At 35.8% G+C, this 26,680-nt stretch carries 24 protein-coding genes, 1 tRNA gene and 2 pseudogenes; 5 read left to right on the forward strand and 22 right to left on the reverse strand.

All coding sequences use genetic code 11. The annotated features are described in order from the left end of the window. Positions 1 to 210: 210 nt before the first annotated feature. Entirely contained in the window at positions 211 to 501 is a 291-nt protein-coding gene (locus AC5YCE_RS00165) for a hypothetical protein (protein WP_496170262.1), read from the forward strand. Between the two features lie 790 nt (positions 502 to 1,291). On the opposite strand, the gene AC5YCE_RS00170 is transcribed toward AC5YCE_RS00165, so the two are convergent. From AC5YCE_RS00170 to AC5YCE_RS00275, 22 genes and pseudogenes are all read right to left on the reverse strand, one after another. Continuing rightward, the gene (locus AC5YCE_RS00170; RefSeq protein ID WP_496126968.1) at positions 1,292 to 2,521 is read right to left on the reverse strand and encodes an MFS transporter; all 1,230 of its coding nucleotides are present in this window, start codon (positions 2,519 to 2,521) and stop codon (positions 1,292 to 1,294) included. 37 nt (positions 2,522 to 2,558) lie between these two features. Beyond that, complete coding sequence (locus AC5YCE_RS00175; RefSeq protein WP_496126967.1) at positions 2,559 to 3,116, reverse strand: TetR/AcrR family transcriptional regulator; 558 nt, start codon at positions 3,114 to 3,116, stop codon at positions 2,559 to 2,561. A gap of 541 nt (positions 3,117 to 3,657) precedes the next feature. Continuing rightward, positions 3,658 to 4,614 carry a leucine-rich repeat domain-containing protein gene (locus tag AC5YCE_RS00180; protein ID WP_496170264.1) on the reverse strand — a complete coding sequence of 319 codons (957 nt, stop codon included), beginning with the start codon at positions 4,612 to 4,614 and terminating at the stop codon, positions 3,658 to 3,660. Positions 4,615 to 4,793: 179 nt separating this feature from the next. Beyond that, the gene (locus tag AC5YCE_RS00185; RefSeq protein ID WP_496170266.1) at positions 4,794 to 7,670 is read right to left on the reverse strand and encodes a type I restriction endonuclease subunit R; all 2,877 of its coding nucleotides are present in this window, start codon (positions 7,668 to 7,670) and stop codon (positions 4,794 to 4,796) included. Positions 7,671 to 7,813: 143 nt separating this feature from the next. Further along, entirely contained in the window at positions 7,814 to 8,188 is a 375-nt protein-coding gene (locus tag AC5YCE_RS00190; protein ID WP_496170267.1) for a T6SS amidase immunity protein Tai4 family protein, read from the reverse strand. Then, positions 8,188 to 8,730 (reverse strand): type VI secretion system amidase effector protein Tae4, encoded by a 543-nt coding sequence (locus AC5YCE_RS00195; RefSeq protein WP_496170269.1) that lies wholly within the window; start codon positions 8,728 to 8,730, stop codon positions 8,188 to 8,190. Before AC5YCE_RS00195 ends, AC5YCE_RS00190 begins: the two co-directional genes overlap by 1 nt. A 2-nt stretch (positions 8,731 to 8,732) precedes the next feature. Continuing rightward, entirely contained in the window at positions 8,733 to 9,335 is a 603-nt protein-coding gene (locus AC5YCE_RS00200; protein WP_496170271.1) for a PAAR domain-containing protein, read from the reverse strand. Positions 9,336 to 9,518: 183 nt separating this feature from the next. Beyond that, on the reverse strand, positions 9,519 to 10,610 hold the full coding sequence (locus tag AC5YCE_RS00205) for a PD-(D/E)XK nuclease family protein (protein ID WP_496170273.1): 1,092 nt from the start codon (positions 10,608 to 10,610) through the stop codon (positions 9,519 to 9,521). Beyond that, complete coding sequence (locus AC5YCE_RS00210) at positions 10,610 to 11,521, reverse strand: DUF5655 domain-containing protein (protein ID WP_496170275.1); 912 nt, start codon at positions 11,519 to 11,521, stop codon at positions 10,610 to 10,612. The genes AC5YCE_RS00205 and AC5YCE_RS00210 overlap by 1 nt, the downstream gene beginning before the upstream one ends. Positions 11,522 to 11,538: 17 nt before the next feature. Then, a complete protein-coding gene (locus tag AC5YCE_RS00215; protein ID WP_496170277.1) occupies positions 11,539 to 12,390 on the reverse strand; it encodes an HNH endonuclease in 852 nt (283 codons plus the stop codon). 58 nt (positions 12,391 to 12,448) lie between these two features. After that, positions 12,449 to 12,820, reverse strand: a complete 372-nt coding sequence (locus AC5YCE_RS00220; RefSeq protein WP_496170279.1) for a DUF4431 domain-containing protein — start codon at positions 12,818 to 12,820, stop codon at positions 12,449 to 12,451. 28 nt (positions 12,821 to 12,848) lie between these two features. Continuing rightward, positions 12,849 to 13,700 carry a hypothetical protein gene (locus AC5YCE_RS00225; RefSeq protein ID WP_496170281.1) on the reverse strand — a complete coding sequence of 284 codons (852 nt, stop codon included), beginning with the start codon at positions 13,698 to 13,700 and terminating at the stop codon, positions 12,849 to 12,851. 60 nt (positions 13,701 to 13,760) lie between these two features. Beyond that, positions 13,761 to 14,537 (reverse strand): annotated as a pseudogene (locus AC5YCE_RS00230) (restriction endonuclease subunit S); the annotation flags it as partial. Then, a pseudogene (locus AC5YCE_RS00235) lies at positions 14,517 to 15,020 on the reverse strand (restriction endonuclease subunit S); the annotation flags it as partial. The pseudogenes AC5YCE_RS00230 and AC5YCE_RS00235, both read right to left, overlap by 21 nt. Then, a complete protein-coding gene (locus AC5YCE_RS00240; protein WP_496170283.1) occupies positions 15,020 to 16,588 on the reverse strand; it encodes a type I restriction-modification system subunit M in 1,569 nt (522 codons plus the stop codon). The gene AC5YCE_RS00240 and the pseudogene AC5YCE_RS00235, both read right to left, overlap by 1 nt. 477 nt (positions 16,589 to 17,065) lie before the next feature. Continuing rightward, a complete protein-coding gene (locus AC5YCE_RS00245) occupies positions 17,066 to 19,261 on the reverse strand; it encodes a YfjI family protein (RefSeq protein WP_496170285.1) in 2,196 nt (731 codons plus the stop codon). Continuing rightward, positions 19,258 to 19,590, reverse strand: a complete 333-nt coding sequence (locus AC5YCE_RS00250) for a hypothetical protein (protein ID WP_496170287.1) — start codon at positions 19,588 to 19,590, stop codon at positions 19,258 to 19,260. The genes AC5YCE_RS00245 and AC5YCE_RS00250 overlap by 4 nt, the downstream gene beginning before the upstream one ends. A 55-nt stretch (positions 19,591 to 19,645) precedes the next feature. Further along, entirely contained in the window at positions 19,646 to 19,897 is a 252-nt protein-coding gene (locus tag AC5YCE_RS00255; protein ID WP_496170289.1) for a hypothetical protein, read from the reverse strand. Positions 19,898 to 19,899: 2 nt separating this feature from the next. Continuing rightward, the gene (locus AC5YCE_RS00260) at positions 19,900 to 20,112 is read right to left on the reverse strand and encodes a helix-turn-helix transcriptional regulator (RefSeq protein ID WP_496170291.1); all 213 of its coding nucleotides are present in this window, start codon (positions 20,110 to 20,112) and stop codon (positions 19,900 to 19,902) included. Positions 20,113 to 20,203: 91 nt separating this feature from the next. Then, positions 20,204 to 20,989 (reverse strand): hypothetical protein, encoded by a 786-nt coding sequence (locus tag AC5YCE_RS00265; RefSeq protein ID WP_496170293.1) that lies wholly within the window; start codon positions 20,987 to 20,989, stop codon positions 20,204 to 20,206. Between the two features lie 352 nt (positions 20,990 to 21,341). Further along, complete coding sequence (locus tag AC5YCE_RS00270; protein ID WP_496170295.1) at positions 21,342 to 22,667, reverse strand: tyrosine-type recombinase/integrase; 1,326 nt, start codon at positions 22,665 to 22,667, stop codon at positions 21,342 to 21,344. A 168-nt stretch (positions 22,668 to 22,835) separates the two neighbouring features. Then, positions 22,836 to 22,911: transfer RNA gene (locus AC5YCE_RS00275), tRNA-Arg, on the reverse strand. 186 nt (positions 22,912 to 23,097) lie between these two features. Between AC5YCE_RS00275 and AC5YCE_RS00280 the strand changes: the two genes are divergently transcribed. Genes AC5YCE_RS00280 through AC5YCE_RS00295 form a run of 4 tightly spaced genes read left to right on the forward strand, consistent with a single transcriptional unit; the run spans position 23,098 to position 26,292 of the window. Further along, positions 23,098 to 24,033 (forward strand): ABC transporter ATP-binding protein, encoded by a 936-nt coding sequence (locus tag AC5YCE_RS00280; RefSeq protein ID WP_496126966.1) that lies wholly within the window; start codon positions 23,098 to 23,100, stop codon positions 24,031 to 24,033. Beyond that, the gene (locus tag AC5YCE_RS00285; RefSeq protein ID WP_496170297.1) at positions 24,030 to 24,803 is read left to right on the forward strand and encodes an ABC transporter permease; all 774 of its coding nucleotides are present in this window, start codon (positions 24,030 to 24,032) and stop codon (positions 24,801 to 24,803) included. The genes AC5YCE_RS00280 and AC5YCE_RS00285 overlap by 4 nt, the downstream gene beginning before the upstream one ends. Continuing rightward, the gene (gene queF, locus AC5YCE_RS00290) at positions 24,803 to 25,615 is read left to right on the forward strand and encodes an NADPH-dependent 7-cyano-7-deazaguanine reductase QueF (protein WP_496170300.1); all 813 of its coding nucleotides are present in this window, start codon (positions 24,803 to 24,805) and stop codon (positions 25,613 to 25,615) included. Before AC5YCE_RS00285 ends, queF begins: the two co-directional genes overlap by 1 nt. A gap of 26 nt (positions 25,616 to 25,641) precedes the next feature. Then, positions 25,642 to 26,292: a hypothetical protein gene (locus tag AC5YCE_RS00295; protein ID WP_496170302.1), complete on the forward strand. Its 651-nt coding sequence runs from the start codon at positions 25,642 to 25,644 to the stop codon at positions 26,290 to 26,292. Positions 26,293 to 26,680 lie beyond the last annotated feature (388 nt).

The following is a 26,680-nucleotide window of genomic DNA, read 5'->3' on the forward strand; positions in this document are numbered from 1 at the left end:
TTAAACTTAAATGAGAATTTGAAAGTGTCGTATATGTAGCGAAAATAGCAAAATAAATAGTCATCAAAAATAATTTACTATTCTTGTGAATTTAACATAAATGATATTTTAAGTATCGGATTTGTTACATATCCACCCTTTTACATTGTGTATAATTTAATCTATTATTAACTGTATCTTCAGAATAACCATAAATAATAGGACTTGAAAATGTCAATTATCTTCAATCAAAAGCCCAATCACAAAGCAACCATTCTTTCTAACATTTATTCAAATGTAGAAGACAGCATCGCAGGACTACAACTGATTGATTTTAAAAATCGTTACTCTATTTATGTAGATCCGATTTCCCAGCATCACACTATTATTGAAAATGAAACAAAAGCTGGATTAGCATTTCGCCTTGAGAACAATGATATAGCAATTGCGAATCAAAGCCGACATATGCTTTATCATTTGTTAGCAACTGTATTGAATCACTTTGATGAACAAGTAAAGTAAGCTCAATAAATTCAAGTGGTCAGAATAATACACATAAGTGATCGAAAATTTTCGGTCACTTTTTATTTGTCAGGTCGTTTTTCATCTGATTAAAATTGGATGCTCTAATTCATCTATATATTGGATGAATTGATTCTACTTTGTTCGTGAACAATATCTTTGTCCATTAGAAAAGCCCGTATTTCTACGGGCTTTTATGTTGGAAGGCTAGTGCTGATTTCTTGTATGATCGCCTGATCAAACTCAACGAGCTGTCATTGATCCGTCCAACTTCTTTGTAGCGTCATCACGACCTACTGTATTTTCAAAATAAACCAGAGACTTGATGAATTCAATCGATTTAACATTTCAGCACATTTTTATAGCTAAATCATGATTGAATATCCGTTTCTTTAATTTAGAATAATGTGCTTCAATAAAAATCAAATCATAGTCTAAAAAAACATCACTTATTCTTATATTGGACTTCTTTCGTAACTCATTTTTAAACACTAAAATTCAAAATTAAAGCTCGCTCTCCTTTCAGGAAAGGGATTAAAGAGATGTTATTTTATGTTTAAAAGCCCTCATCCTAACCTTCTCCCAGAGGGAGACGGGACTTTCATTGATCATTCAGATACGAGTCAATGATCATTTTTTGATTTTTGAAAGCACTCTATTGATGTTGATTATTTTGATAAATAATTAAACTAAACTATTCAACATCCCATTCAATAGTCGTAGCTACCTTTATTTCCACCTAAAATGCAGTTTATTTTGCGATTATGCAGATGTACTTTTCAAAATTTGTCTAGACCAAGAACTTTTTAGGCTTAGAAACGTATTTCTTATAAACCAACAATGTCAACATTACCATGCCTGAACAGAATAAATAAGTATTCTCATAGCCCCAATAAGCAATGAGCAAGCCCATCATCACCGAACCCACCGCCAATCCAATGTCAAATAAAGTAAAGAATGTTGAAATTGCATGCCCCATTCTCTTTTTATCAACAGATTGAATCGCTAATGTTTGCAAACAAGGGAAAAGTGAACCATAACCTATTCCAATAAACACAGCAGAAAGCCAAAGTATCCATTGATTTGATATGAAGGTAATGATAACTAATCCAATCGCAAAGAATATAAATGAAGGGTAAATCACTGCATCAGGACCCTTACGATCATAAAACTTACCCACCCATGGGCGTACCATTAGCATTGATGCAGCAAAAACGATAAAAAATAAACTGGTATAGGCTAACAGTTGCTTGGTTTCACTAAATGCGGTGATAAAAGTCATCACGCTTGAGTATGAAAAAGCAGTGAGTAGAGCGACACATCCAACAGCGACAACTTTAATCTCAATAATGTCATGTATACCGAGTTTTGATTTCCGTTGTGTCGCATAATCTTGTTTTGACTTTGAGTCTGATAATGAGATTCTGGGTTCTTCAAGGATTTTAGGTTCTTCAGAGATCTTTAATAACCAACTAAATATGAGACCAATAGAAATGAGAATGGCGAGTACACCAAACAAAACTTGGAAGCTTGCAAATTGAATAATGGTGAGTGCCAAAAGTGGTCCAAAAACCACACCTAAGTTGGTTGACATGACAAAATATCCCATGCCCTCACCTTTACGCTGTTCAGGAATAAATTCATTGGCAACAGGAACTGCAACTGTTGTCAAGATACTGAACCAAATCCCATGTAAAAACCGGATCAATAGTAGCGACCACATACTGTCGATGAGTAAATAGCTAAATGCGAATAGTGCAAAGATTAGTCCCGCACTTCGCATCGAAAACCGTTTCCCGAGCTTTTCAACGATTAAGCCTGAAAAAGGTCTGATTGCGATTGAAGAAATCAGAAATAGTGTCAGTGCCAGTCCTGCATCCTGAACTGAACCGCCTAAATCTTTCATGATATAAATCGGCAAAACTGTCAGTAATGCGAAATAATATATAAATAAAAATAGATTATTAAAAATGCATAAAATGAATGAGCGGTTCCACAATTGCTCAGTAGCTGTAGACATATTGACCCACTTTTAAGTTAGCTTGCAAATGCTCGCCTTAAATACGCACTGGAAGAAGTACCATTTGAACTAATTTACGAATGTAATCTTCATCTGGCATCTTGTTGAAAAATATAATTTGATAATGGATCGGTCCATACAGACTATCGAGCATCAGATCAAACTGATAATCAGATCGGATTTCACCCAATTGAATCGATTGCTGAATCAGTTGATGCATCTGCTCGCGACGTGGTAACAAATACTGTGTAAAAAATGAGGCTGCCATTTCACGATGATTCGCCAAAACCACTAACAGTGCTCGACCCACATGATGATCTAAAGCGTAAGATAGTCGAAGTAACTGCGACACTAAGTTGTCTTCTAAATTGAGTTCTTGATCTAAATCAAAAATTGACAAGGTATGTTGCTTAAAAGCGTCAAGAACCAAATCGGCCTTATGTTTCCACCAACGATAGATTGTAGATTTACCGACCCCTGCTCTCGAAGCAATATCTTCCACTGTCAGCTGATGATATTCAACTTCAAATAATGCATCTGAGACTGCATTCAATATCTCTAGCCTCTTGCGTGAATGCTTATCTTCAATGGTCATCTCACACTCTTTTAAACATATTTATAACACCCAAATAAATCGAAACGATACGTATCGTTTCGATTTATACGCATAGTAATACAGAACTATCAAATTAGCTAGAAAATTAACTTTTTTAATTTAGAGAAACGAAAGGTTTAAAAATAAATAAAATATGCTGTATGTGAACTGTTGATATCAAAATTAAGAATAGAATTTTTTAGATACGTAATAATCATTCAGATGCATAGATAGTCACATCAAAATACATGATTTATAAAATTATTTTAAATACAGTTAACTAATTGGATTTCAATCCATTTTATTATTGAATAATGGTGCGCTCAGCGGGGATCGAATAAACCAACTAATATATTGTTTTTTATTAATTTTTATAAAAATATTTTTTTATTGTATCCCCTTTCATATCCTTATTTTTCAATCCACACCAAATGATCACTTTCTAATCAAATTAGAAATTCAAGTTATGCTTTGAAGAGCTCGAAATCATGTGATGGTCTACCTTTAGCAAAAACACCGCATTTATTGCGGTGTTCTTGCATTAATTAAGTAGTGCTGAATCTATATAAACTTCACAGCCATTTTCACGCAACTCTTTTATCCATTCTTTTTGTGGATCTGTTAGTTTTAAATTTGGAACCGAACTCATATACAAGTCCGTTAATTCAGTTAGACGTACAATCGAATCAGGCAAATATGAAATTGGATTGTAGGATAAATCCAAGCCTTTAAGACTTTTACAATCACCTATATTTTCTGGCAAAAATTCAATCTTATTCATCCACATTGTTAGAATTTCTAACTTAGGAAGTGCAGCAATCGTATCAGGTATAGTTACTAATGCATTCCCGCCTAACTTAAGTTCTTTCAGTTCGGTTAAATTACCGATTTCATCTGGCAATGCTTTCATGTTGCAATTCTGCAAGTGGAGTTCTTCGAGCAATTTAAGTTTGCATATTTCTTTAGGGAGATATTGAATATCTTTAGAATACTCTGGGTAGGCTGCTGAACCTAAAATGATTTCTTTAAGTCTTGGAAATTCCGCCACCGAAACTCTATTGGAGTGATATTTAAACTGATTTAACCAATTAGCACCTGTAACTCTCCAATCATCATTCGTAGTCACATTACTTTTTGACGTTTGAATGTAAGTTTCTTTATTCTCCAATCTCGCATTGAGAATAGCTTTCAAACCATTAGGTTCTTTATCTAGTGTGACAATCATCAGACCTTGATCTAAATTAAACTCATACTCAATGTAGTGCCCACGTTGAGTTTTAACTTTAGATGCCTTTCCACTTAGATAAGTTGCTGCATGTTTATAGTTAATTTCATCAAAACATACCCCAAGAACGGAAGAATCCCTCAACATGTACTGAATTGCCAACTTTAAGTTTTTTTCAAGTTGATTATGTCGATACCACCAGTATGCAACAAGTAATACCAGTGATAGACCGTAGGTTGGAATAGCAAGAATTAAAGCAATGATTGTTAGCATGTAGTTTTAAAGAAAGGTATTAATCACAACGGCATATTTTCTATAAAACTACATCTAAGTCTAGGTCTTAAAAGTGAGCAACATGAACCATTGTTTAATGATTAAACAGATTCAGTAATTCTTGGTGTAAGAATCAAAAATCCCCATTTAATAGAAAGTGTGAAACTTGTTCAATTGTCTCAAAGCCCCGTATAAAACGTCTGAATAAACTTTCTTGTCTTATCCCACAATTGGTTGAAGACATTTTCCCGTTCAAACAACTTGACCTTAAAGTTTGGTAGGTCTCTAAGCTCTTCTTTTCTTGGTAAACGTTTGGTGAACTCATAGTTATCTAAAACTGTTTTCATTACTTCGGGCTTTAGATTTTCTTGTTCACACAAATGCTGGTATGCCTGTTCTTTCTGCACATCCCAATACTCAGCAAAGGCATCTTTGACACTTTGCCCATTGAGCATTTTTGGCATGTTTTCTTCGATAAACTTATTAATCAATTCTTGCTTGTCATGTAAGGTCACATCCCCACCAATCAGATCATGGATCTGAGCTTTATATTTTTGACGTTTTTCATCCGTATCGGCATTGACCATCATCTGGAGCAGATTCAGGATATACCCTACATTGATACGATCACTGTGCAATAAATCAAGTTGGAAATCGACATCATCTAATACAGAGACTTTTTCTTTTTTGGTGGTCTTTCTGACCTCACGGCATAGGTCACTATACTTGGACGCAAAATTCGCAAAATGCTGTTTATCTAACGCCGTGGTATCTTGGTCATAATCCACAAAAGTCTGTAATTGAGCGTTATAACGCATCACCTCACGGAATGCCTTAATAAACTCTAATTGAGCTTCTTCTGTGATCAGCATATCAACCAACTTATAGTCTGGTGTCAAAGCCAATAGCTTAGCGACAGCATCCTCATAATCTTTTTTGATCTCATCAAAGCTCGGGACAAGGACAATTTTCTTAGCATCTTTATTTGAAAACAGAGCCAATGCTTCATCGGTTGCTCGTTTTAGATTACGGAAACACACGATATTGCCAAAAGGTTTCTTATCATTGAATACTCGATTGGTACGTGAAAAAGCCTGAATCAGACCATGGTATTTAAGGTTCTTATCTACATACAGCGTATTCAATGGCTTTGAGTCAAAGCCTGTTAAGAACATATTGACCACAAGCAGAATATCAATCTGCTTTTTCTTCACTCGATCAGCAATATCACGGTAATACGCATAGAAGCGATCACCAGAGTTAAAGTTCGTGCCAAAGTGTTCATTGTATTGACTGATATAGCGATCTAGCTTGTCTCTGCTTGATTGATTCACCTGTAATGGGATATCAGCACTCTCTTCATCTATCAGCCCATTCTGTCCCTCTAAAGGTACAGCTTCGTTGGCTGAATATGAAAAAATCGTTGCAATGGTTAAAGGCTTAAATAATCGACCTTGTTCTTCATCTTCAATTTTCTTTTCCGCTTGGACTTTTTCAAATAGCTCATAGTATTGAGTCAAAGTATCCACGGAGCTGACACAGAACATTGCCGTAAATTCACGATCTTTGGTTTTCTTGTCGTATGTATTCACGATATAACGCGCAATCATTTCCAAACGCTTTGGATTGTCATACAGCTCTTTGGTATCAATACCTTCTACATCTTCATCGTATTGATCATTGGTCTGCATACCTTTCGCCGTGTACTTGCCACGGTAATCAATCTGGAACTGCAACACGTTACGGTCACGAATCGCATCAACAATGACGTACTTATGCAAGCACTCATTAAACAAGTAGTCTGTCGTGAGCTTTAACCCTGCTTTAGACAAGCTGTTCTCTTCAAAAATTGGAGTACCTGTGAAGCCAAACATCTGAGCATTTTTAAAGAACTTTTTAATGTTCTGATGGGTTTCACCAAATTGGCTTCGATGGCATTCATCAAAGATAAAAATGACTTTTTTCTCTTTAAGATAATCAATATATTCCAAGTAGCGGTCTGTACTGATTGCCTTATTGAGTTTCTGGATTGTGGTGACAATGAGCTTGTCGTGACGTTGATCGAGCTGATTCACCAATGTCGAGGTATTATCAGTACTATCTACACTTTCAGCTTTAAAGGCATTAAATTCCCTTGCTGTTTGCGTATCTAGGTCATTACGGTCTACAACAAATAGAACTTTCTCGACATCAGACATCTGCATGATGATTTGACTGGCTTTAAATGAGGTCAGCGTTTTACCTGAACCTGTCGTATGCCAAATATAGCCGTTCTGCTTGGTATTTCTAACCTGCTCTACAATCTTCTCTACGGCGTAAATTTGATACGGGCGTAAAACCATGAGTTCTTTAGAAGTTTCATGAATCACCATAAACTGTGTCAGCATTTTGGTGAGGTGCTGTTTACTTAGAAAAACATCAGCGAAGTCGACCACTTCATTGATGTGTTGATTCTTGATATCTGCCCATGGGAAAGTGAAATCAATATGTTTTGTGCCGTTGGAATAGTAACGAGTATTTGCGCCGTTGCTGATGATAAAAAGCTGGATAAAGTGGAATAAGCCCTGTCCTGCCCAATAAGCTTCTCTGGTATATCGTTGAGTCTGATTAAACGCTTCGGCAATCTCCATACCTCGTTTTTTCAGTTCAATTTGTACGATAGGCAAACCATTGACCAAGAGCGTGACATCAAAGCGACTGGTACGCCCATTATGATCTCGATGATCAACCGTGATTTGATTGGTGACTTGATAGTGGTTTTTATTTGGATCATCCGATAAGAAATAAATATGCTTACTAGTACCATCATCAAACTTCACTGGAAACTGATCACGGAGCTTTTTAGCACGTTCAAATACTGTTCCTGTATTTAGGAAGCTAATGACCTGTTTCCATTCGTTTTCTGAAAGTGGAGTCAAACCATTTGCATGCTCAATTTGATTTTTTAGATTTGACAGTAGTTCTAGTTCATCCTTGATTTTGATTCGTTCATAACCTAATGTTGTCAGCTGTGAAATTAATGAATTTTCAAGTTGTTGTTCTGTTTCTACGGACACACTAATGCCTTTTACTTCATTTATTTAATGCTATAAATTTAGTCTGAACAAATGGAAAGATCAATTTATCTTTTTAAATAAAGTATTTATATAATTTCCAAAAGACTATTCACTTATACTCGTGCGATAATTCAAAACATACTCTATTTTATTAAATATTGATCAAGTTTTTGAAGGTATTTTTGGTATTCAGCATCGTTATACATATCCAAACAATTCATCAATACTGCTGAATCTCCCGTACTCTGGTATACATCAGTGTTTGATTTGCTATATTGGTCTACGAAAGATTTTATATTTTTATACGCTGGTTCTTCATAGTTGCCGTTCTGAAAATATCCTCCCATTGCTAAAGAAGCTTCTGACTTTAAAGATTCATCCTTACTCTTGGCTAGACAATACGTAAACCCAAAATTCTTTAAATTGATTTGATCCGTTGTAAGTGTCGAAGTGCTAGAGGTTTTCCCATAACATGCGCTAGTTGCTAGACTCATCATCAAAATTAGAAAAAACTTCATTATCTTAAATTCCAAAAAAGGATATCTGTTGTTCTTACATTTGGACGATCATGAATAAAGTAGCAACTATCACCACAATCACTTCCATTCCACAAAGTCACGTGTCCCGAAGCATCACCCCAACCTGAAACTTTAAAAATGATAATCCCTTTTTTTCCACTCAGCTGAGACGATACATCTTCGTTATTTGCTGGTTTGAATGTAATGTCAGCCTTACCTAAATTCAGCTCTACAAAGCTAATCATCTCACGCACTCGCAATAGATAAGGTTTATCATCGCTCCCTTTAACTTTGTAACCTCTGGTTGATTGCTTAATTGGCATACCGCCATAATTAAAAGACCGACTTAATCTTAATGCACATGCATTTGCATAGCCTGTAGGATTCTCTTGATATAACGCTAGAGCTTGCCCTCCTACTAAAGCGTATACATCAGAAGCCCTCATGCCAACAGGGTAATTTGACCATAAAGTCGAAAACAAAGGTCTTTTTGCTTGTACTGTTGCAGATTGATTACCTGCTGTTGCTGTTATACCTGTCATATTTAAAATTCCGTATCTATATTTATTGTTTTATCGCGGAAAACATTTTTGACTAAACCTTTACCCTCGCTATCAATTGTGACTGAAACATTAAATTGTTCAAAAGTATCAATTTCGCTTTGCTCTGGGCTTACTGATACATTCACAGTTTCTCCGACTTCATACCCCGATGTTTCTACATGTAGATTTAAGTCATCAAAAAATCTAGATTTCTGCTCTAATTGGGTAAATTGGTCTCCATAACTCCAATATATCTTATTGATTATTTTTTCTTTTTTTTCATTGATCAAATTCGATAGCAATGATGATTGCGAGGCGCTAGATTTTTCTTGTGAAGCCCCTCTACTCAACACAGCCATATCAGAGATTTTTAAATATTTAGAACCACAAGTTGATGTATCGCCTACAGCAATAATACTTTTGCCATTCACCTTCATAAAACCAGAGTTGGAAGATATCGCCGTTGAAGTGACTTTACACTTAGGACAATAGTGTGTCATTCCCTCTAAGTGAACTGCTTTACCCTCAACTAAGAAAGTGGAATCACCAAGTACAATGATTCCTCCATGATCTGTTTTGCAACCTACTGTGATTAATGCTTTCATTTTCTTATTGTTAATTATGAATAAACACTATAATTTAAACACAAGGCTTTAATCACAGAAATATGCAAATTGTATCAATCTTTTGAATTTTTAGAATAGATTCAACTTGAAATAAGTATGTGCTGTCTCAGGCCTATTTTTCACTGTTAGATTAGTTCTATTTGCTAAGCTAAAAATTTTTTTCTATCGCAATGTCTTTTCAATTTGATCTAATAAACTTACTTTTTCCAGTATTAAACTTTCTAGTGCCTCATACGTGTTTTCAGATGCATGCCAATAAATACACAACCAGACTTCCTCACCTTTTCTATATTTCTCAATATCCCATCTCACATAACGTGAATCAGAGTTACATCTTAAAATTTCAAAGACTGTGTCATACAAATCATTAGATAAGTTCAGAATGTATGTATTGACTCCGAATACGGTTTCGCCTTTGCTCTCATGAAGACATAACGTTGTATTTGAAGTATTCCCCCATGATTCATTATAAAAACGTATACCGCCCCATGACTCATATTTATTGTAGGAGTCATAGTTATCGATCATGAGATTCAATTGCTGACTGATTTTTTCAACAACTTCTTTAATGGTATTTGTCTTCAGCTTCTGTAATTCTTGAATCTCTTGGTAATGATCAAAAATAAATTGGACACGGTTCATATCTAAGTTCTGTATTTTGTAATAGCTTTCAAGATGAAGTAAAAATTCACGAGCAAAGAGGTTCCATTTGTTCATGGGATAACTCAGCATCTGCTCTGCCAAGTATGGTCGTACCGCATTCACCAATTGTTGATAAGAAATACCATACCAATTCTGTGCCTCACTTTTACCCGGAATACTCAGAATTAGACCTAAAATTTCTTTATCATTTGTCCGAGTTTTTGCATATTTCATATAGTCATGAAATGGATTGTTTTGGTGATGATAGATCTTTGCTTCAACAAGCAATAAATGTGTGTCAGTCTCTAACATCAGATCAATACGATTACCGCTATGCGTTACACATTCACGCTCTAATCGCTCAATCTGACCAATTGAAATACCTGCATCCTGCTTGAGTTCCGCCTGAACGACATCGGCAAAGCCTTTCCAAAAGACCTCCCCCAACTCATGCGATTCTTGAGGATTTAAGAAAAACTCTAATAGTTCAGTCGTTGGATTTTCATAATGATTACGGATCGCCGTGTCAAAAAACGTCTTTTCACGAGGTTGTTGCTTAAATTTTTTCGCTAACTCAAGTAATTCTTGAAAGTACTCAATTCTTGTATTCATTACTTCAATACTTGCTTCACTAAGCTGAGAATATATTCCAAATTCTCTGTATCATTGACTACGATTTCACAGTCACCATTCCCCCAGTGACCTACGTTTGTTACATCTCTTGCTAACTTCTTAGGATCATCTAATTTCTCAAATGGCATATTCAACCAAATACGAATTTGCTTGGCACTTATATTCATATAAACGTAATTGCGTTTACCCTTACGTAATGCGATATACATCTTCTTAGAATGAACTTCTAAATCAGGTGCCAAACTAATAATTGAATCTCTATATTGCTCATACAACTCTTTTATATCATCTGATTTATTTGCCAGATGATAGTCTTCATCATACTGAACAATTTCTTTGGCAATCTTTTGAATATCTTCAGATTCAGACGTTTTAACTTGCTTAATCGACGGCGCTGACTTCGCTTTTTGCAAAGGATTTACTGAGATAATGCCATCCTGATAACGTTTGATTTCCCAAAGCTCAATACCTAAGTCTTTAAAGTTTGTGGACTGCTTTTGGAAATCTGTAAAGCTTGGTGAAACAAACATAATACGGCTTTGTGACCAATCAACATCTTGGCGTTTCAGTGGCTTATCTTGCGTTTCATTATATTCAACGATGAAGTCCGCCTTGTACTCGAGCATCAGATTCAGATACGACACTCCTTGATCGATCACGCTGTAATTGCGTTCACGTTTATATTCAATAATCACAAATGCCTGACTTTCAGGATCAAATGCCAGCGTATCAATTCGATTACTTTTAATCGTAAATTCTGACTTTACGAATATCAGCCCCGTAAATTCAGTTAAATTCTGCTCAAATAAAGTCTGAATCTCTCGTTCTAAACGGAAAGGGCGTTCAATAAGTTCAACTAAGTTATTTGTTTGGCTTTGATAAAGTTGCATTCAAAATCTCGAGTTTTTTATTCTTCAAAAGTTTGTCTAAGTGGATTATTTAAAGAAATGCTGTATAAAAGTTTTAACCTTTTAATCGTCATTGGAATACCATTTTCGGTTTTATGGAGCATGGCATGACAATTTGGGCAAACAGGTCGTAGATCTTCTTTAGGATCTACCTCATACTCAGCACCAAACGTGTGTAAAGGCTTTAGGTGATGTACATGAATAAAATCTTTACCAAATGAGCCATACATATGTTCAAAGCTTAAGCCACAGACATAACAACGTGTTCCATAAATTTCTATACATTTAGCCCTTGCTTCAGGGTTACGTTCATATTTATTCACAAAAACCGTTTGCTTAGCACCTTCAGGAAAGGTTTCGTTTTCTAAACCAGCTTCATCTGGATAATCGTATTCAACACCGTCTGTCTTAAATTGCTCAGCAATAAAATCCAGTAATAATTTAATCGGATGATTCAGAGCTTTATTACGGTCTGTTCGTCTCGCTTGCAACGTATCCGTTTTAGGCAATAATCCGATTTGAATAAAATAATAACGAGACAATGACGATTTATCTAATTTGCAGATTTTCTGTAAAACTGAAAAATTTCCTGTATATGAATCAATTCCCTCTTTGTCTTTCCAATATTTACGTTGTTCAATTGAATAATTCGTGCCTGATTGATCAATAACTTTAAATTGATACATTACTTTTGAAACAGGTTGAGTCACATAGATATAAACTAGATCACCTACTTGAAAACCTGAATTTTGATTTTCTGCATGATTACTCCAATAAATGATGGGCAATTCTTCATATGCACTTTCTAAATCAAATTCTTCGTATTTAACACTTATCAACCAATTTGCCATTTTATTTTTCTACCTCTCCCTAACCATCTCAAAAACAGAAAGGGAAAATTAAAACTAATTATTTGTAACTCACTGAGTCGACAACACATAAAACCTTAGTCGTGTGATGTGCTGTATGTCCTCTAAATAGCTCTTCACATTTAACTTGTACTTGTTTTCCTTCATTTTTGAATAGTGATTGATAGCGATTATTCTTATAATCAACAAGTTGAATGAGTTTGGTTTTAACTAAACCTTCCTCACCATCAACATTGATTTGTTGATTCAAAGTTACCGCAATCTGATTACCGCCAAAAACTTCCTGATTTGGATGAAGGCTTTTGATTCTCAGAAGCTTGCCTGAAATAGTTGCGGGTTCACCATAATAAAATGTTTGTGCTTGGCTTAAACTAGGTATTAGAACCAATAAGATAATGAATAATTTTTTCATACTTTATTCTCTGATTTTACAATTTCAGTTACTTATATTCTTTTTTCACTGGGTTAAATATAACTTGCTTGGAATAGTTAACTTTTCGGATATGTTCATAATCCTCTGTAGGCTTATCACCCACGTAAGTTAATTTTATGGGGAAGTATTCACCACCATTATTAATCACTTTCAAGTGACCTTCATAACTATAGTGTAGAGGAGAGTCTTCCTCATAACTTCCGCCATTATCTGCTCCTGCATCAGCAACACCATAACTATTAATAAAGTCATTTTCAGGAAGATGTAGGGCTTCCCACCATGTTTCTGTAGTTCCGGTACTGGTATACCCATTTGTAAAAATACTACCTACCAAATCTTTTCCTAGCGGTTGTATATTTTTAACAATCTCTTTTAGATCAAGTCCTACACGCCCCCAACTGCCAGAGAACTCAGCATTTTTAGTATTGCGACTGACTAATTGATACTGACCACTTTTTAGCTTTTTAAAACTAAATAAATCAGCTTCACCTGTGCAGGCATGACAACTTACAACACCGCCTTCATTACTAACTTTTATTTTTTCGATCATGATCAAATAGCGCGTTTCATGGGCATTATTTTTATATTCAACCAATGGGTGCATGAGTGCTACTGTCGAATATTGATCTTTATCAGCTTGCCCCAAAGCAACATGTGGCATTTTTTCTAATTCTTCGTCGTCTAAAAATGCTCTGCTCATTTGCCCACTATAAAACTGGCGCATAATTTCTTTAAAACTTAGCGTATCCAGTTTTACCTTTGCCATCTCTGTAATTGAGAATTTTGTATTTGCGACTGCCATTGGTACAGTAAATAATGTACTGCTACAAAGTATTAAACTTATGAATAATTTTTTCATTTTTACCCTCTATAAAATACAAAAAAGCCAAACCTCCCTATAAGATTTGACTTTAAAAACTTAAACAAACATCTGCTGTAACAAGCCTTTTTTCCACTGTTTCGCTTGTTCAATTTGCTGTGCCACAACTTCAATTTTTTGGTCGATGCTCGATAAGAAATTAGCGATTTTGGTTTGTTCTTCTAGGCACGGCACTTTGATTGGTAACTGTTTTAAATCACTCAATCCAATTCGTTTTCTTGTTGACCCCGTACTAACATCGGAAGCACTCTGCCTAAAATCTTGATAATTAATTTGATAAAACATAAAGATATGTGAGTATCTTTTTTTATCTACGACTAGACGTATTCCATCCGAGCACATTACATAACGCTCATGATGGTTAGGAACAATACAACACCGAGCAACTGGATCACCCATTTTAGAAATTAGGATTTCATTTGGATAAATATTACAGCTTAGCAATTCATCTGCTTTCTTCAATGACGTATAAATTTTATAGTCATTTAAAAATAAACCATCACCAATATTCTGAAGTTGAATAATTCTGATACCTGACTCAGTGTAGTCATCAGATTTTAGATTAGAACCAAACGGACCACCCGTGAAACTCCATTTGATATTAGTATCAACCGAGTCTATTAAGACCTTTTCCTCCCACTCTCCAAACTCACTCCCATCATCCGCCTTAAAACGAATCTGCTGACTAAAGAGCTTTTGCATCATGCCCTGTTTATATTGGCTGAGCAGTTCATGTTTTTGGGTTAGTTGGCTAATCTTTTCATCCACTGCGGAAAGAAAAGAAGCAATTTTAGTTTGTTCTTCTTTCGTTGGCATCTCAAAATCAATTGAACGGATTGCCTGAAAATTTAAGCCTTCACGCCCACCACCAACTTGTTTAGATTGAATATGATTTTGTCCATTGTCAGAACTTAAAAATGATTGGACAAAAATAGGATTATCATTTGGAGTGCGGATAATACAAACGTGTTGATTTACATTTCCTTCTGAAAAGTTCTCAGGTACAACGCAACTACGCCCAATAGATGCACCTGTAATATTTAGTAAGATATCTCTACGCAATACTTTACTACCTGACATTTTTGCATGTGTAGAGTCAGGTATATACGCAACATCATCCAAGATAAGCTGATTATCGTTAACGTTTTGGCTTCTTATAAAAATTATGCCTTCATCGACATAAGCTTCTGATCCACCTCTAGGTGTACTACCACTACCCACTTTAGAGGCAATATCATTAATGGATTTTAGAGACCAATCCCCAGCAAACTCTTCAAAGCGTAACTTAGGTGTAGCCATTACTTCACCTCCGCAAAAGGCGAATCAATGCCTAGCTCTTTACAAAACTCTGCAATTACAGCATCAGTTTTTTGGCTTTCCACTTCCAAAGCTTGAAGCTGTTTCGCAATCGCATCTAAATCAATTTCTGCTTCGGCTTCGAAGGTATCGACATAACGAGGAATATTTAAGTTAAAGTCGTTGTCTTTCACTTCTTGCAAAGTGGCAACTTTGGCGTATTTCTCAATATTCTGACGGTTTTCAAATGCACCAATAATATTGTCTAAATGCTCAGGCAATAACTTGTTCTGAGTCTTTTGCTTTTCAAACTCATTGCTGGCATCAATAAACAGAATATTGTCTTTATGCTCACGGTCTTTTTTCAGCACCAAAATACAGGTCGGAATAGACGTACCATAGAAAATATTGGCAGGTAGACCAATGATGGTATCAATCACATTCATCTGCTCAATCAAGTATTGACGAATCACGCCCTCACTTGAACCACGGAATAAAACGCCGTGGGGCAAGACCACTGCCATCGTACCGTTTTCATCTAAGTGATGAAGCATGTGTTGAACAAATGCCATATCCGCTTTTGAACTTGGTGCAAGCTTGCCATAACTGCTAAAACGCTCATCTTGTAAAAATAGCGGATCGGCTGACCATTTCGCAGAAAATGGAGGATTCGCCACTACGGCGTCAAAACGTTTATCGAGATGCTGAGGACGGATTAAGGTATCTTCTTGCTTAATGTCAAACTTGGCAAAATGCACATCATGCAGAATCATGTTCATACGTGCCAAGTTGTAGGTGGTACGGTTCATCTCTTGACCGTAAATCATATCTACATCTTTCACTTCACGCTTCACACGTAAAAGTAATGAACCTGAACCACACGTTGGATCATAGACTGAACGTAAGCGATCTTTACCTTGTGTCACAATCTTGGCTAGTAAAGTCGAAACCGATTGCGGTGTATAGAACTCACCTGCTTTCTTCCCTGCTCCAGAGGCAAACTCACCAATGAGATATTCATAAGCATCACCCAATACATCCGCTTCTGTATTGGAAATATCAAAATCAATATCATCTAAATGGCTAAGAACTTTCGCCACCAATTCATTACGATCACTCGCCGTGTTCCCCAACTTACTTGAGTTAAGATCCATATCTTCAAACAGGTTGGCAAAGTCATCGGCTGAATCTGTACCTAAAGTACTTTGCTCAATGGCTTTTAACGTTGCTGTTAGATCATCCAGAATAAACTCACCCTGACGACCACGTTCAGCAAGCGTATGGAACAGTTGCTTGGGTGTTAAGGCATAACCGACTTCGCTAATGGCATTTTTTTTAATTTCTTCGATATACGGCACATGCTCGGCATTGCTTTCATCTAACTCTAAAAAGCTAAAGTCTTCGCCGTCAAGCAATTCATTGGCAAAGTTAACTGATTTTTCAGATAAGTATTTAAAGAAGATAAAACCCAAGATGTAATCACGGAACTCATCCGCTCCCATTTTCCCACGTAAGGTATTTGCGATATTCCAGAGCTGTTTTTGGAGTTGTTGGAGTTGCACTTGGGTCATGAATCGGGTTCCACAATTTATTATGTATATATCAGTGGACTATAGTACCTTTTCTTAATAAATCAGCAATCATGCTTTAGCTCTAATATGAATAAAAAAACAGCAAACCCATCAAAATTCTAAACCTATATGCGGTTTGCCCTAAAATACAGAAGGATAGTGCCGGATTTCTCTCTTTTTTTTGAAAATTAATAGTGCCGTTTTCTTGAATTAATTTATATTTTTCATATATTTAAAATTTATATAATTTTAAAAAACGGTATACCGATTTTCCCGTTTTAGTACATCAATTACCCTACCTATAAAATTAGAAACATGCATATTCTGTTATGTAATCATCATTTATAAAGCAATGTATTAACCCCCTACCCAATCAATGCACTGATTCACTATTTTATTTTCTCATACGCCCGAAATATGCACTGACAAAACTGACAGAACTAGGTTTTGTCAGTTTTGTCGGTGTACTTATTCAAGTTATTTAAAAATTTTGGGATTGATTTCATATAAAACCGTTGGTCGCCCACCCTTAACACTCGATTCTATCTCTTGAACCTTTAACCAATAATGATCCACTAGAATGTCAAGCGCCTCATTAACTGATTCAATATCTGTGAGTGCTTTCCAATTCTTACGGTGTACCTCCCGTGCTTTAAAACCATTTAAACGCCATACATCGCTTTCATTTAAAGCTTTAAGCTTCTTTGCAAGTAAACCTGCCTTAAAGGATGAAGCGTGCAATACTAGCCCATAAATGCGCCGTGCATGACTCTCTAGATATTCACACCACTGTATCGCCATTTCAGTGCTTCTTTTACTAATACCGCCTAGTCGGCTTCCTAGTTGCACACCATCAACCAAATGAAAAATCAGTGCCAATGACGGCATTAGCTTTCCATACTTAGTTAAATGTTCTTGAATGATCGGATGCTCTTCATTGGGAATAATGTGCCCATTCATATTCTCTGACCATGCCTTATAAAGTTCCTGAGCTTTAGACGTAAACCTGAAATAAGGACGGCCATTAAACTCATCTGTCGGTTGTGCACCCAATTTCACTAGTTCATATTCATTTAACTCATCTATGGCTTTAAACAAGCTAAATACCGCATTTCTAGCCTCTTTATCGCTAGCTTGGTCTACGTATTGCCAATCATAAACATCAGGGTAAATAAGCAACTGAAAACGCTGTAATAAACCATCATTCCCCATTCCCTTAATGGTCTTTTCTAGATAACTCATCAACTTATCTGGTTGAATACCACCAAGTACAGACAAACAATGATTTTCAATCAGCCCTGATCCACGCATTACCCGATCAAATTGATAACTTCCTGTACCATTCCAAGCCTCCAAATAAAAAGCTCGACCAGTATCTGTATCATTTTGATCTAAGGAACTCAGCCAACCCACCAATTCATCACGAACAACCAAAATACCATTCGGATTACTTCGTTCTAGCTCCGCAAGTGCTTCAGGTGTCGAGTCATTAGTAAAATACCGCTTTAATACAGGTTGTGTATTTATCTCTTCCTGCAATTTGGCAATTTCTAAAGCAATCTTTTTTCGTTCATCATCTGAAGTTGCTTTAGTGAGTTGCTTAGACAGCTCTTTCTCTGTCGCCTTTGCCACAAGCTCATTCGCAAAGCTTTCTGCTTTAGCTTCTTTAAACTGTTCCTGAGCTTGGCTTACCAAACGGTCTAAATGACGTGTTCCTGCTTTAATCGCTGGGCTTTTCTTACTACTTGGTGGTGCAATAATGCCACCCCATAAGTTTGGCACTAAAGCATAGTCATCTAACTGCTTAGGCTTTATCGCAACTCTCGCTCCAATCAATGCACCCAATGAAGTTAGTAAGCAAACAGCAACAAAATCAGGCGTCATATTATCCGCACGTTTCGCTTCATCCCGACAATACATATCTAGATCAAGTGGCAACATATCAGATGTTAAAAGCTTTACAGGCAATAATTCAGAGGTGATTTTTAAAGGCTCTTCCCATGAATCTACGGGGCTATGATTTAAAGTAGTCGCCTGATCTAAAAAGTATAAAACCTCCTCTGTTAGATCATACTGAGATAAATCTATAGAGTAGTCATGCGTATATTGATCAATAATTCGAGCATGTGTATTGTGCTCTATATCCTCTATCAATCGCTTATGCTCTGGTCGAATTGGCAAATAAATATATTCATAACCTGCTTGCTCAAGTTGCTGAATACATTGTTCCACTTGCTTAAAATCTGCCTTGCCCAACTCAGGTAAATGACCCAAACATAGGTGAGGTAAAATCACTAAAACCACGGCGTAACCTGTTTGACCGACTTTAAAAAAAGCCTCCAAACCATAGGTCACTATGACAGGCTGATCTTTTTTAAGTTCGCCGTAGTATGCAAAGCCATGTACTACACCATCTGGTATGACCTGAACTCGTTTACCATTCTCTAAAACAGCACATTGGATCAACTCTAAATGTCCATTTACGACAGGCATATTTAAAGGGTGACAAATCTTATAGCCATTGATATCAATACTATAAGGATCAAAATAGAAAGGCTGATCAGAAAAGCCAAATCTCTCAAAAATTCCATTATTTTCAAGATCATTAGGATTTTGGCTGAGCACACTATTTGCTATAATTAATTTAGGTTCTAAGGTGGTGGCATTCGTCATAATGTCACCGCCTTTTTATTTGCGTAATCGCTAGAAATAGGCACGATAAATTGTGCTCCTTGTAGTTGATAAGAAGCTTTGCCAATCACGACCAAATGATGGTGGCAAAACTGAAAAGGGTTGGTCGACAGGACTACAAGGTTTCCTGCACACGCAAGCGTGTCCCTCTCCAGCCTCACCATAAAATGCGAACGCATAGAGATATTACGTACAATCACTCTGCTGAGTTGTACGCCTTGTAAGTTATAGCCGACCAAAGCTAATTCATCTGCTTTTTGATGAACGTGCTTAGCATAAGCAGGTAAACCACAGCTTGCAAGAAGCAACACTGTGATAAACCATATAGAGACAAGCTTAACGAGGTTTAAAAGGATGTTTTTCAATCTATTTCACCTCAGTAAATTCAAGTGGTAGCTGAATTTTCTCTTTCAAACTGTCTATTTTCTTCTTTAAATATGGTTTACGTATTTGCCCCTCATGACGTAAAGTTTTCGCTGCTATGCTTGCCCAATGTGAGGAGAAGCTATATTCAAGATAAAGCTGATTAAGCTGTTCTTGGAGTGAAATTGTAGGGTAAACGTTCCCCTTAGCAGGATTGATAAATCCTGCTTTTTCGTGATTACTGTGTTGTTGCATTATCAAGCCTCAGAAAGCGCATTGGCTTTTTGCTTGTTATGCCATTCCATTAGATCGGCATAATCAAAATAGACTGGTGATTGTTTAGATTCACCCATTTTAATTGGGCGAGGAAAAGTAAGGTCAGTTCGAATAATATGTCGTAGTGATTCACGACTAACATCTAAAATTTTGCAAACATTTTTGAATTGCACACGCATTGGCTGAATAGACATAAAAAAACCCATAGATACATAAATATGGGTTCATTTTGTATAACGTGAATCTTTGAGTAAAACACGTTGCTAGCAAACTACCTAAAAAAACTTAGGTTTGTTTGCGTAACCACCGCTTTACAGTCGATTCTTTAATATGATCTTTTTCATCAGCTAGATCATGATTAATTTTCGTTAATATAAAATCTATAAATTGAGCTTTATTTTTCCATACACCTTTTCGATATTCATTTAGCACATAGTCTTTTTGAAGTTTTTCAGCTAAAAATAATTTTATATTTTGTTTATATTTATTCATTCTAGCTCGAATACTCTTATACTCATCCACCCCTTTAAATGCTGGCAATAAACGATAATAAAAATCAAAATACAAAGCCACTTTGTGAATTTCTATATCTTTAACATCTGGTTTAAACAATTCTATTTCAATCACTTTTAGGAAGTGAACAGCTATCAAAATTCTGAATAAATACTCAACATGAACAGCCAGATTTTGACTATAAATATATTTATTAGGATCACCTAAAGATTGAAGGAATTCAGATTCTTTTTCTAAAATCTGCTCAGAAGCATCAGGTTCGAAAACAAGATCAAGCATAGGTGAATAAAAATCTAAATTACGTCCTAAATACTTCTGTAAATCATCTTCCAATAATTGCTTAGCTCTAATTAGCTTGTATTGCTCCGTATAGACTAAAACTCCAATCTGATAACTATACGTTCCATCATCATTTTGACCATTTAATTTCTCTACATGTTTTTGAGCATATTTTTTTTCGATTGTATTTGTAATTGACTCACAGTCATCAATGGCTGTCTTAAAGTATTCAAACATTTTTTGAATACCTTCTTTTTTTAGATTGATTCCTAAAAACATAAACATAGAGCATTGACTTACAAAAAAATAAAGGCATAAAAATATAAACTATATTTTGCTATATTTATTATTTAAAAATCACATATTTTAAATATTAAAAATCAATATAAATCAAAAAAATATTAAGATTTACTAAACAGTATATTGAAGAAAATTTGATCACACTACCTCACCAAACTAAAATAATTTCAAAAATCAGGGTTGTTTTAAGCATTCGACAAAACAACCCCATGGACAAATTTGTCAATATCTTTTTTTAGCAATATATGGTTTAAACAAAATAAAATTAATGAAATTTAAAATATTAAGATAAACTTAAATTATTTTTAACATTTTAAATTTTTACTCGATCTTATTTTAATAATTTTGCATATCTAAAATTTATAACCTCTTCATTTAAAAACTTTTGAGTGAAATCATAAGGACTTATATAATTTTCTCTATTGGCATCCAAATAATCACTCCACCAATTCAACATAGCCCTTCTTTCTTCCATATATTCTGCTTGATGGGTATAAGCCAAACGTACTTGATCACGCTCTTGATGACTCATTTGTTTCTCTACAGCTTCCTTTTGGAATAATGTACTTTGTACCAGAGCAGAACAAGCCATTCCCCTAAAGCCATGCCCACAAACATCCTTTTCAGTGTCATATCCAATACGGCGCAAAGTATCATTTACAACCTTGTCACAGATAAAACCTTGAGGGTCACCATTCTTAGGAAACACATTGTTCGTCATTCCGCTATAAACTTTAATATCTTCTAAAATTGAAATAACTTGAGGTGACAAAGGAATAAGATGCTCAGTTTTCATCTTTGCACCGCGATCAGAAAAACGCTGTCCTTTGACCAGTTTACGCACTGCTGGAATCGTCCACATTGCATTCTTTAAATCAAACTCTGTCCAACGTGCAAAACGTATTTCACTTGAACGAGCAAACACATGCAAAGTAAATGCGGTGCATAACCTTGTTAAAGGATAGCCATTATCTACTTTCAGTCTTTGCAGTAATTCAGGCAATTTCTCTAAAGGTAATTGAGGATAATGCTTTGTCTTTTTAGTGCGCACAAAAACATCCTTTAAGAAATATGCTGGATTGTCTTCAATCAAACCTCTAGAAATGGCATAGGCGAAAATAGCATTAAAACGCTGGCGTGATTTTTTTAAGACTTCAGTTAAGCCTTTTTCCTCAATTGAACGCAAGACAACAACTAAATCTTTCGACTTCACTTCATCAATTGGTGTATCACCAATCAAAGGAAAGACATAGCTTTCTAAAACACGTAAAGCCTTAAAAGAAGTATGTTCAATCCATCTGCCTGTATTGGTATATTCCTTATGCCAATCTCTAGCTACTGCCTCAAAACTAAAAGCATCACTCTTTTTAATTTTTTGAGTGGCTTGATGTTCAATGGGGTCTATGTCCTGAGCAAGTAACTTTTCATAGTCACGACGTTTATCTCTCGCCTGCTTTAAGGTCAAAGATGGAAAATTACCTAAAGTCATTAGTCCATCTTTGCCATTAGTTTTTTTATATTTGTAACGCCAAACCTTAGTACCCGATTTTCGAATGAACAAAATTAAGCCATTCCCATCATATAAAGAATAGTCTTTTTCTTTCGGTTTTGCGCCTGAACACTTCGAATCTGTTAGAGGTGTAATCTGTTTAGCCATATCAAATAAGGATACAAAAATTTATCGAATCCATTATATCCTTATTTGTATCCTTATTTCTTACAACTATATCCTGATAAGATTAGGTATATTTTGGCATGTGTACTTAATTAAGTATTTGATTTTCAATACATTATATCTATATTTTGTTTTATTTTGAATAAATATTGGTGCGCTCAGCGGGACTCGAACCCACGCCACAGGCTTCGGAGACCTGTACTCTATCCAGTTGAGCTATGAGCGCATTTTAGATTGCGCACATCATAACAAAAAAAACCAATAGGTAAAGCAACTATATCTCAGACCTTCAATTCATTGCTTAGACTTTATACAACATCCCAAAAATGCAACACATAATTCCTATGCAATTACTTGGTTTATTAGAGTAGATCGCTCACAATATCCCTATTATTTAAGCCAAGAGAATTCTATGACTGAAGCTTTGACGTTGCGGGAATTATCCAAAACCTATAAAAATGGGTTTCAGGCATTAAAAGGTATCGACTTGAGTGTACCTGAAGGTGAATTTTATGCGTTATTGGGTCCAAATGGCGCAGGGAAATCTACAACGATCAGCATTATCAGCTCATTGACTAAAAAGACGTCAGGTACAGTTGAGATTTTTGGACATAATCTAGATACCCATCCTTCAGAAGCAAAGCAATGCCTTGGGATTGTTCCTCAAGAATTTAACTTTGGTCATTTTGAAAAGACCTTTGATATCTTGGTGACACAAGCAGGTTATTACGGCATTCCGAAGAAACTCGCTGAACAACGTGCTGAACATTATCTAGAAAAATTGGGTTTATGGGACAAACGCGGCGTACAAGCGCGTATGCTTTCTGGTGGTATGAAACGCCGCTTGATGATCGCACGTGCGATGATGCATGAGCCTAAGCTTTTGATTTTAGATGAGCCCACGGCAGGTGTGGACATCGAATTACGTCGTTCAATGTGGGATTTCTTAACTGAAATGAACAATAACGGTACCTCTATTATTCTGACAACGCATTATTTAGAAGAAGCAGAACAACTCTGTCGTCGTATTGCCATTATTGATCGTGGTGTGATTAAAGAAGACACCTCAATGAAGTCTTTCTTAAATCAGCTCAATGAAGAATCTTTTATTTTCGATTTAGAATCTCCAATTGAACCAATCAACATCGAGATCATTGGGGTACGTTTCAATTTGATTGATCCTGTTACTCTCGAGGTCACTTTAGACAAATCTCATTCCATGAATGATTTATTCCAATTGCTTGAATCTCAAGGTATTACAGTTTCAAGCATGCGTAATAAATCGAATCGTTTAGAAGAACTTTTTGTAAAAATGGTCGAAAAAAATCTGGAAGGTACTGCACAATGAACTTTAACCAGCTCAAAGTTGCGCTGTTCACCTTAGTGCAAAAAGAAGTTCGTCGTTTTATGCGAATTTGGCCTCAAACACTGTTACCGCCTGCAATCACGATGAGCCTATACTTTGTGATTTTCGGTAACTTAGTGGGCTCGCGTATTGGTGAAATGGGTGGATTTAGCTATATGCAATTTATCGTGCCAGGTTTGATCATGATGGCGATTATCACTAACAGCTATTCAAACGTTTCTTCAAGTTTCTTTAGTGCTAAGTTTCAAAAAAGTATTGAAGAACTGGTGATGAGCCCAGTCCCATTACACCTTATTTTATGGGGCTATGTGATTGGTGGTGTTTGTCGCGGTGTTTTAGTCGGTCTTATTGTCACGTTAATGAGCCTATTTTTTACAGATCTCGCGATCCACAATATTTTTATTACCATCTACACCGTGGTTGTGACTGCATTATTGTTCTCATTGGGTGGTTTGATCAATGCAGTTTATGCCAAATCGTTTGATGATATTTCAATTATCCCTACATTTGTATTAACCCCCCTGACTTATTTAGGCGGTGTTTTTTATGCCATCAGTGCGCTTAGCCCATTTTGGCAAAACTTATCCTTAATCAATCCAATCGTGTATATGGTCAATGCGTTCCGCTACGGTATTTTAGGTCATAGCGATGTAAACGTAACTCTTTCATTAATCTTTGTAACAGTATGCTGTGGCATTCTCTATGCGATCGCCTACTATTTACTTTCTCGTGGTTCAGGAATGCGTGAATAATGAGTGTAGAACAATCTTTATTGGGTAAAGACACCCATTACCCAACTGAATATCAACCCAGTATTCTTTTCCCTATTTCTCGTGCTCAAGCGCGTGAAAATTATGCGAATATCGAAGGCATTTACCAAGGTAAAGACTGGTGGCATGTTTTTGAAATCTCTTGGTTAAATGCGAAAGGGATTCCTCAAGTTGCGATTGGACGTATTGAGTTACCTGCGACTTCGCCTAATTTAATCGAATCAAAATCTTTAAAGCTCTACTTTAATAGTATGAACTTTACCAAGTTCGAGTCCAAAGAAGCTTTTATACAGACTGTTGAAAATGATCTTTCAAAATCAGCTCAAGCCGATGTAAAACTCAGGCTTTTCCAAGCAGATGAATTATTGATCAGTATACCAAAAGGATTATGTATAGATGACTTAGTGCCAGAACGATTAGAAAATCATCCTGACGCGAGTTTACTTAAATTAGAGGAAAATCCTGAATCAGTTGAAATCGAACTATATTCACATTTATTAAGAAGTAACTGTCCAGTCACAGGTCAACCCGATTGGGGAACAGTGTTCATCCGATATCAAGGTCAAAAGCCTTGTTATAAAAGCATTTTAGCTTATATTATTTCATTTCGTCAGCATAATGGCTTCCATGAACAATGCGTTGAACAAATGTACGCAGACTTGTGGCGAACCTTTAATCCTGAGAAACTCATGGTATATGCGACCTATACAAGACGTGGTGGTTTAGACATTAACCCCTGCCGTGTATCTGACTTAGCATGGATGCCTAAGCCAATTCGATTGGCACGACAATAAAATGAATAAATGTAGAGGTTTTAACGATGTCCTATTTTGGTTTTATTCCTTCTGATGCACTCCTTAAAAGCATTCAAACAGGAATAGAGAAAAAAAACTCTAACGAGCCACTTTATCCTTTACGTGATCAAACTGCGCTTGCGATTAATGAAGAAATCATTAATGCAATTTTAGTTGAACTTGTTCGTCGCTTCCCAGCAAGTGACAAACGAGATACTGCTGAAAAGTTGGCTGGTTATATCAAGTCAACTGTTGCTGTTTTGCTTAAACAATTACTCAGTAAATCACCGAATGATGTTGTTCGTCACTCCATTGAATTTTCAGAGAAAAGTTTATTTAAAGATCCGCAAGGTAATTATCGTGTTGGGGCAGCGCTAAAACCTGAGCTTGTGACAAATATTAAGAATATATTTGCAGAAGTGAAAGCTGGAAATGAAATCAATCGTACATTGCTCAGTGAATATTACAAACAATTTGCTGAAGCATTGGTTCGTCACTTTATGAATGACTTTAATAAGACGCTTGATTTAGGCATGATCAAACGTAAAGCTGCAGATTTAGGCTCATCTGCCGTGATAAAAGCTGTTCATATCGCGATTGATAAACTCATTCCTAACTTTACCAAAGAAGAGCTCTACGCAGCTTCTGAGTATCATGATACTTTATTTATTCAATAATCTCATATGATTGCTGTAAAATATGATTCGTCTAAAAAGCCTTACCGAAGTAAGGCTTTTTTATGCATCAAGATAAAAATTATTTTTAATGAATTAGTCCATGCATATAGATATGTCATAACACTAAATTGTTGTTTGAAATGAATAAAAGTAAAGTAAAGAAGTTCCTCTACTCAAAAAGAAAAAGCCCCAAAATGTTTTTTCACATCCGAAATCAAGCATATTAACCCTTCCTGACGCTTTTAAATCACTACAATAATGCCATATACAGTTGCACCAATCGTTTTATGTCTCAGTGAACTTAAATATGTTTTTTAATCTAACTTTCCCCAAATCTACAAATGATTCTTTAGCATCATTTAAAATCTAGAAAAAATTCAATAAAACA

The organism is Acinetobacter sp. CY79 (assembly GCF_059515845.1).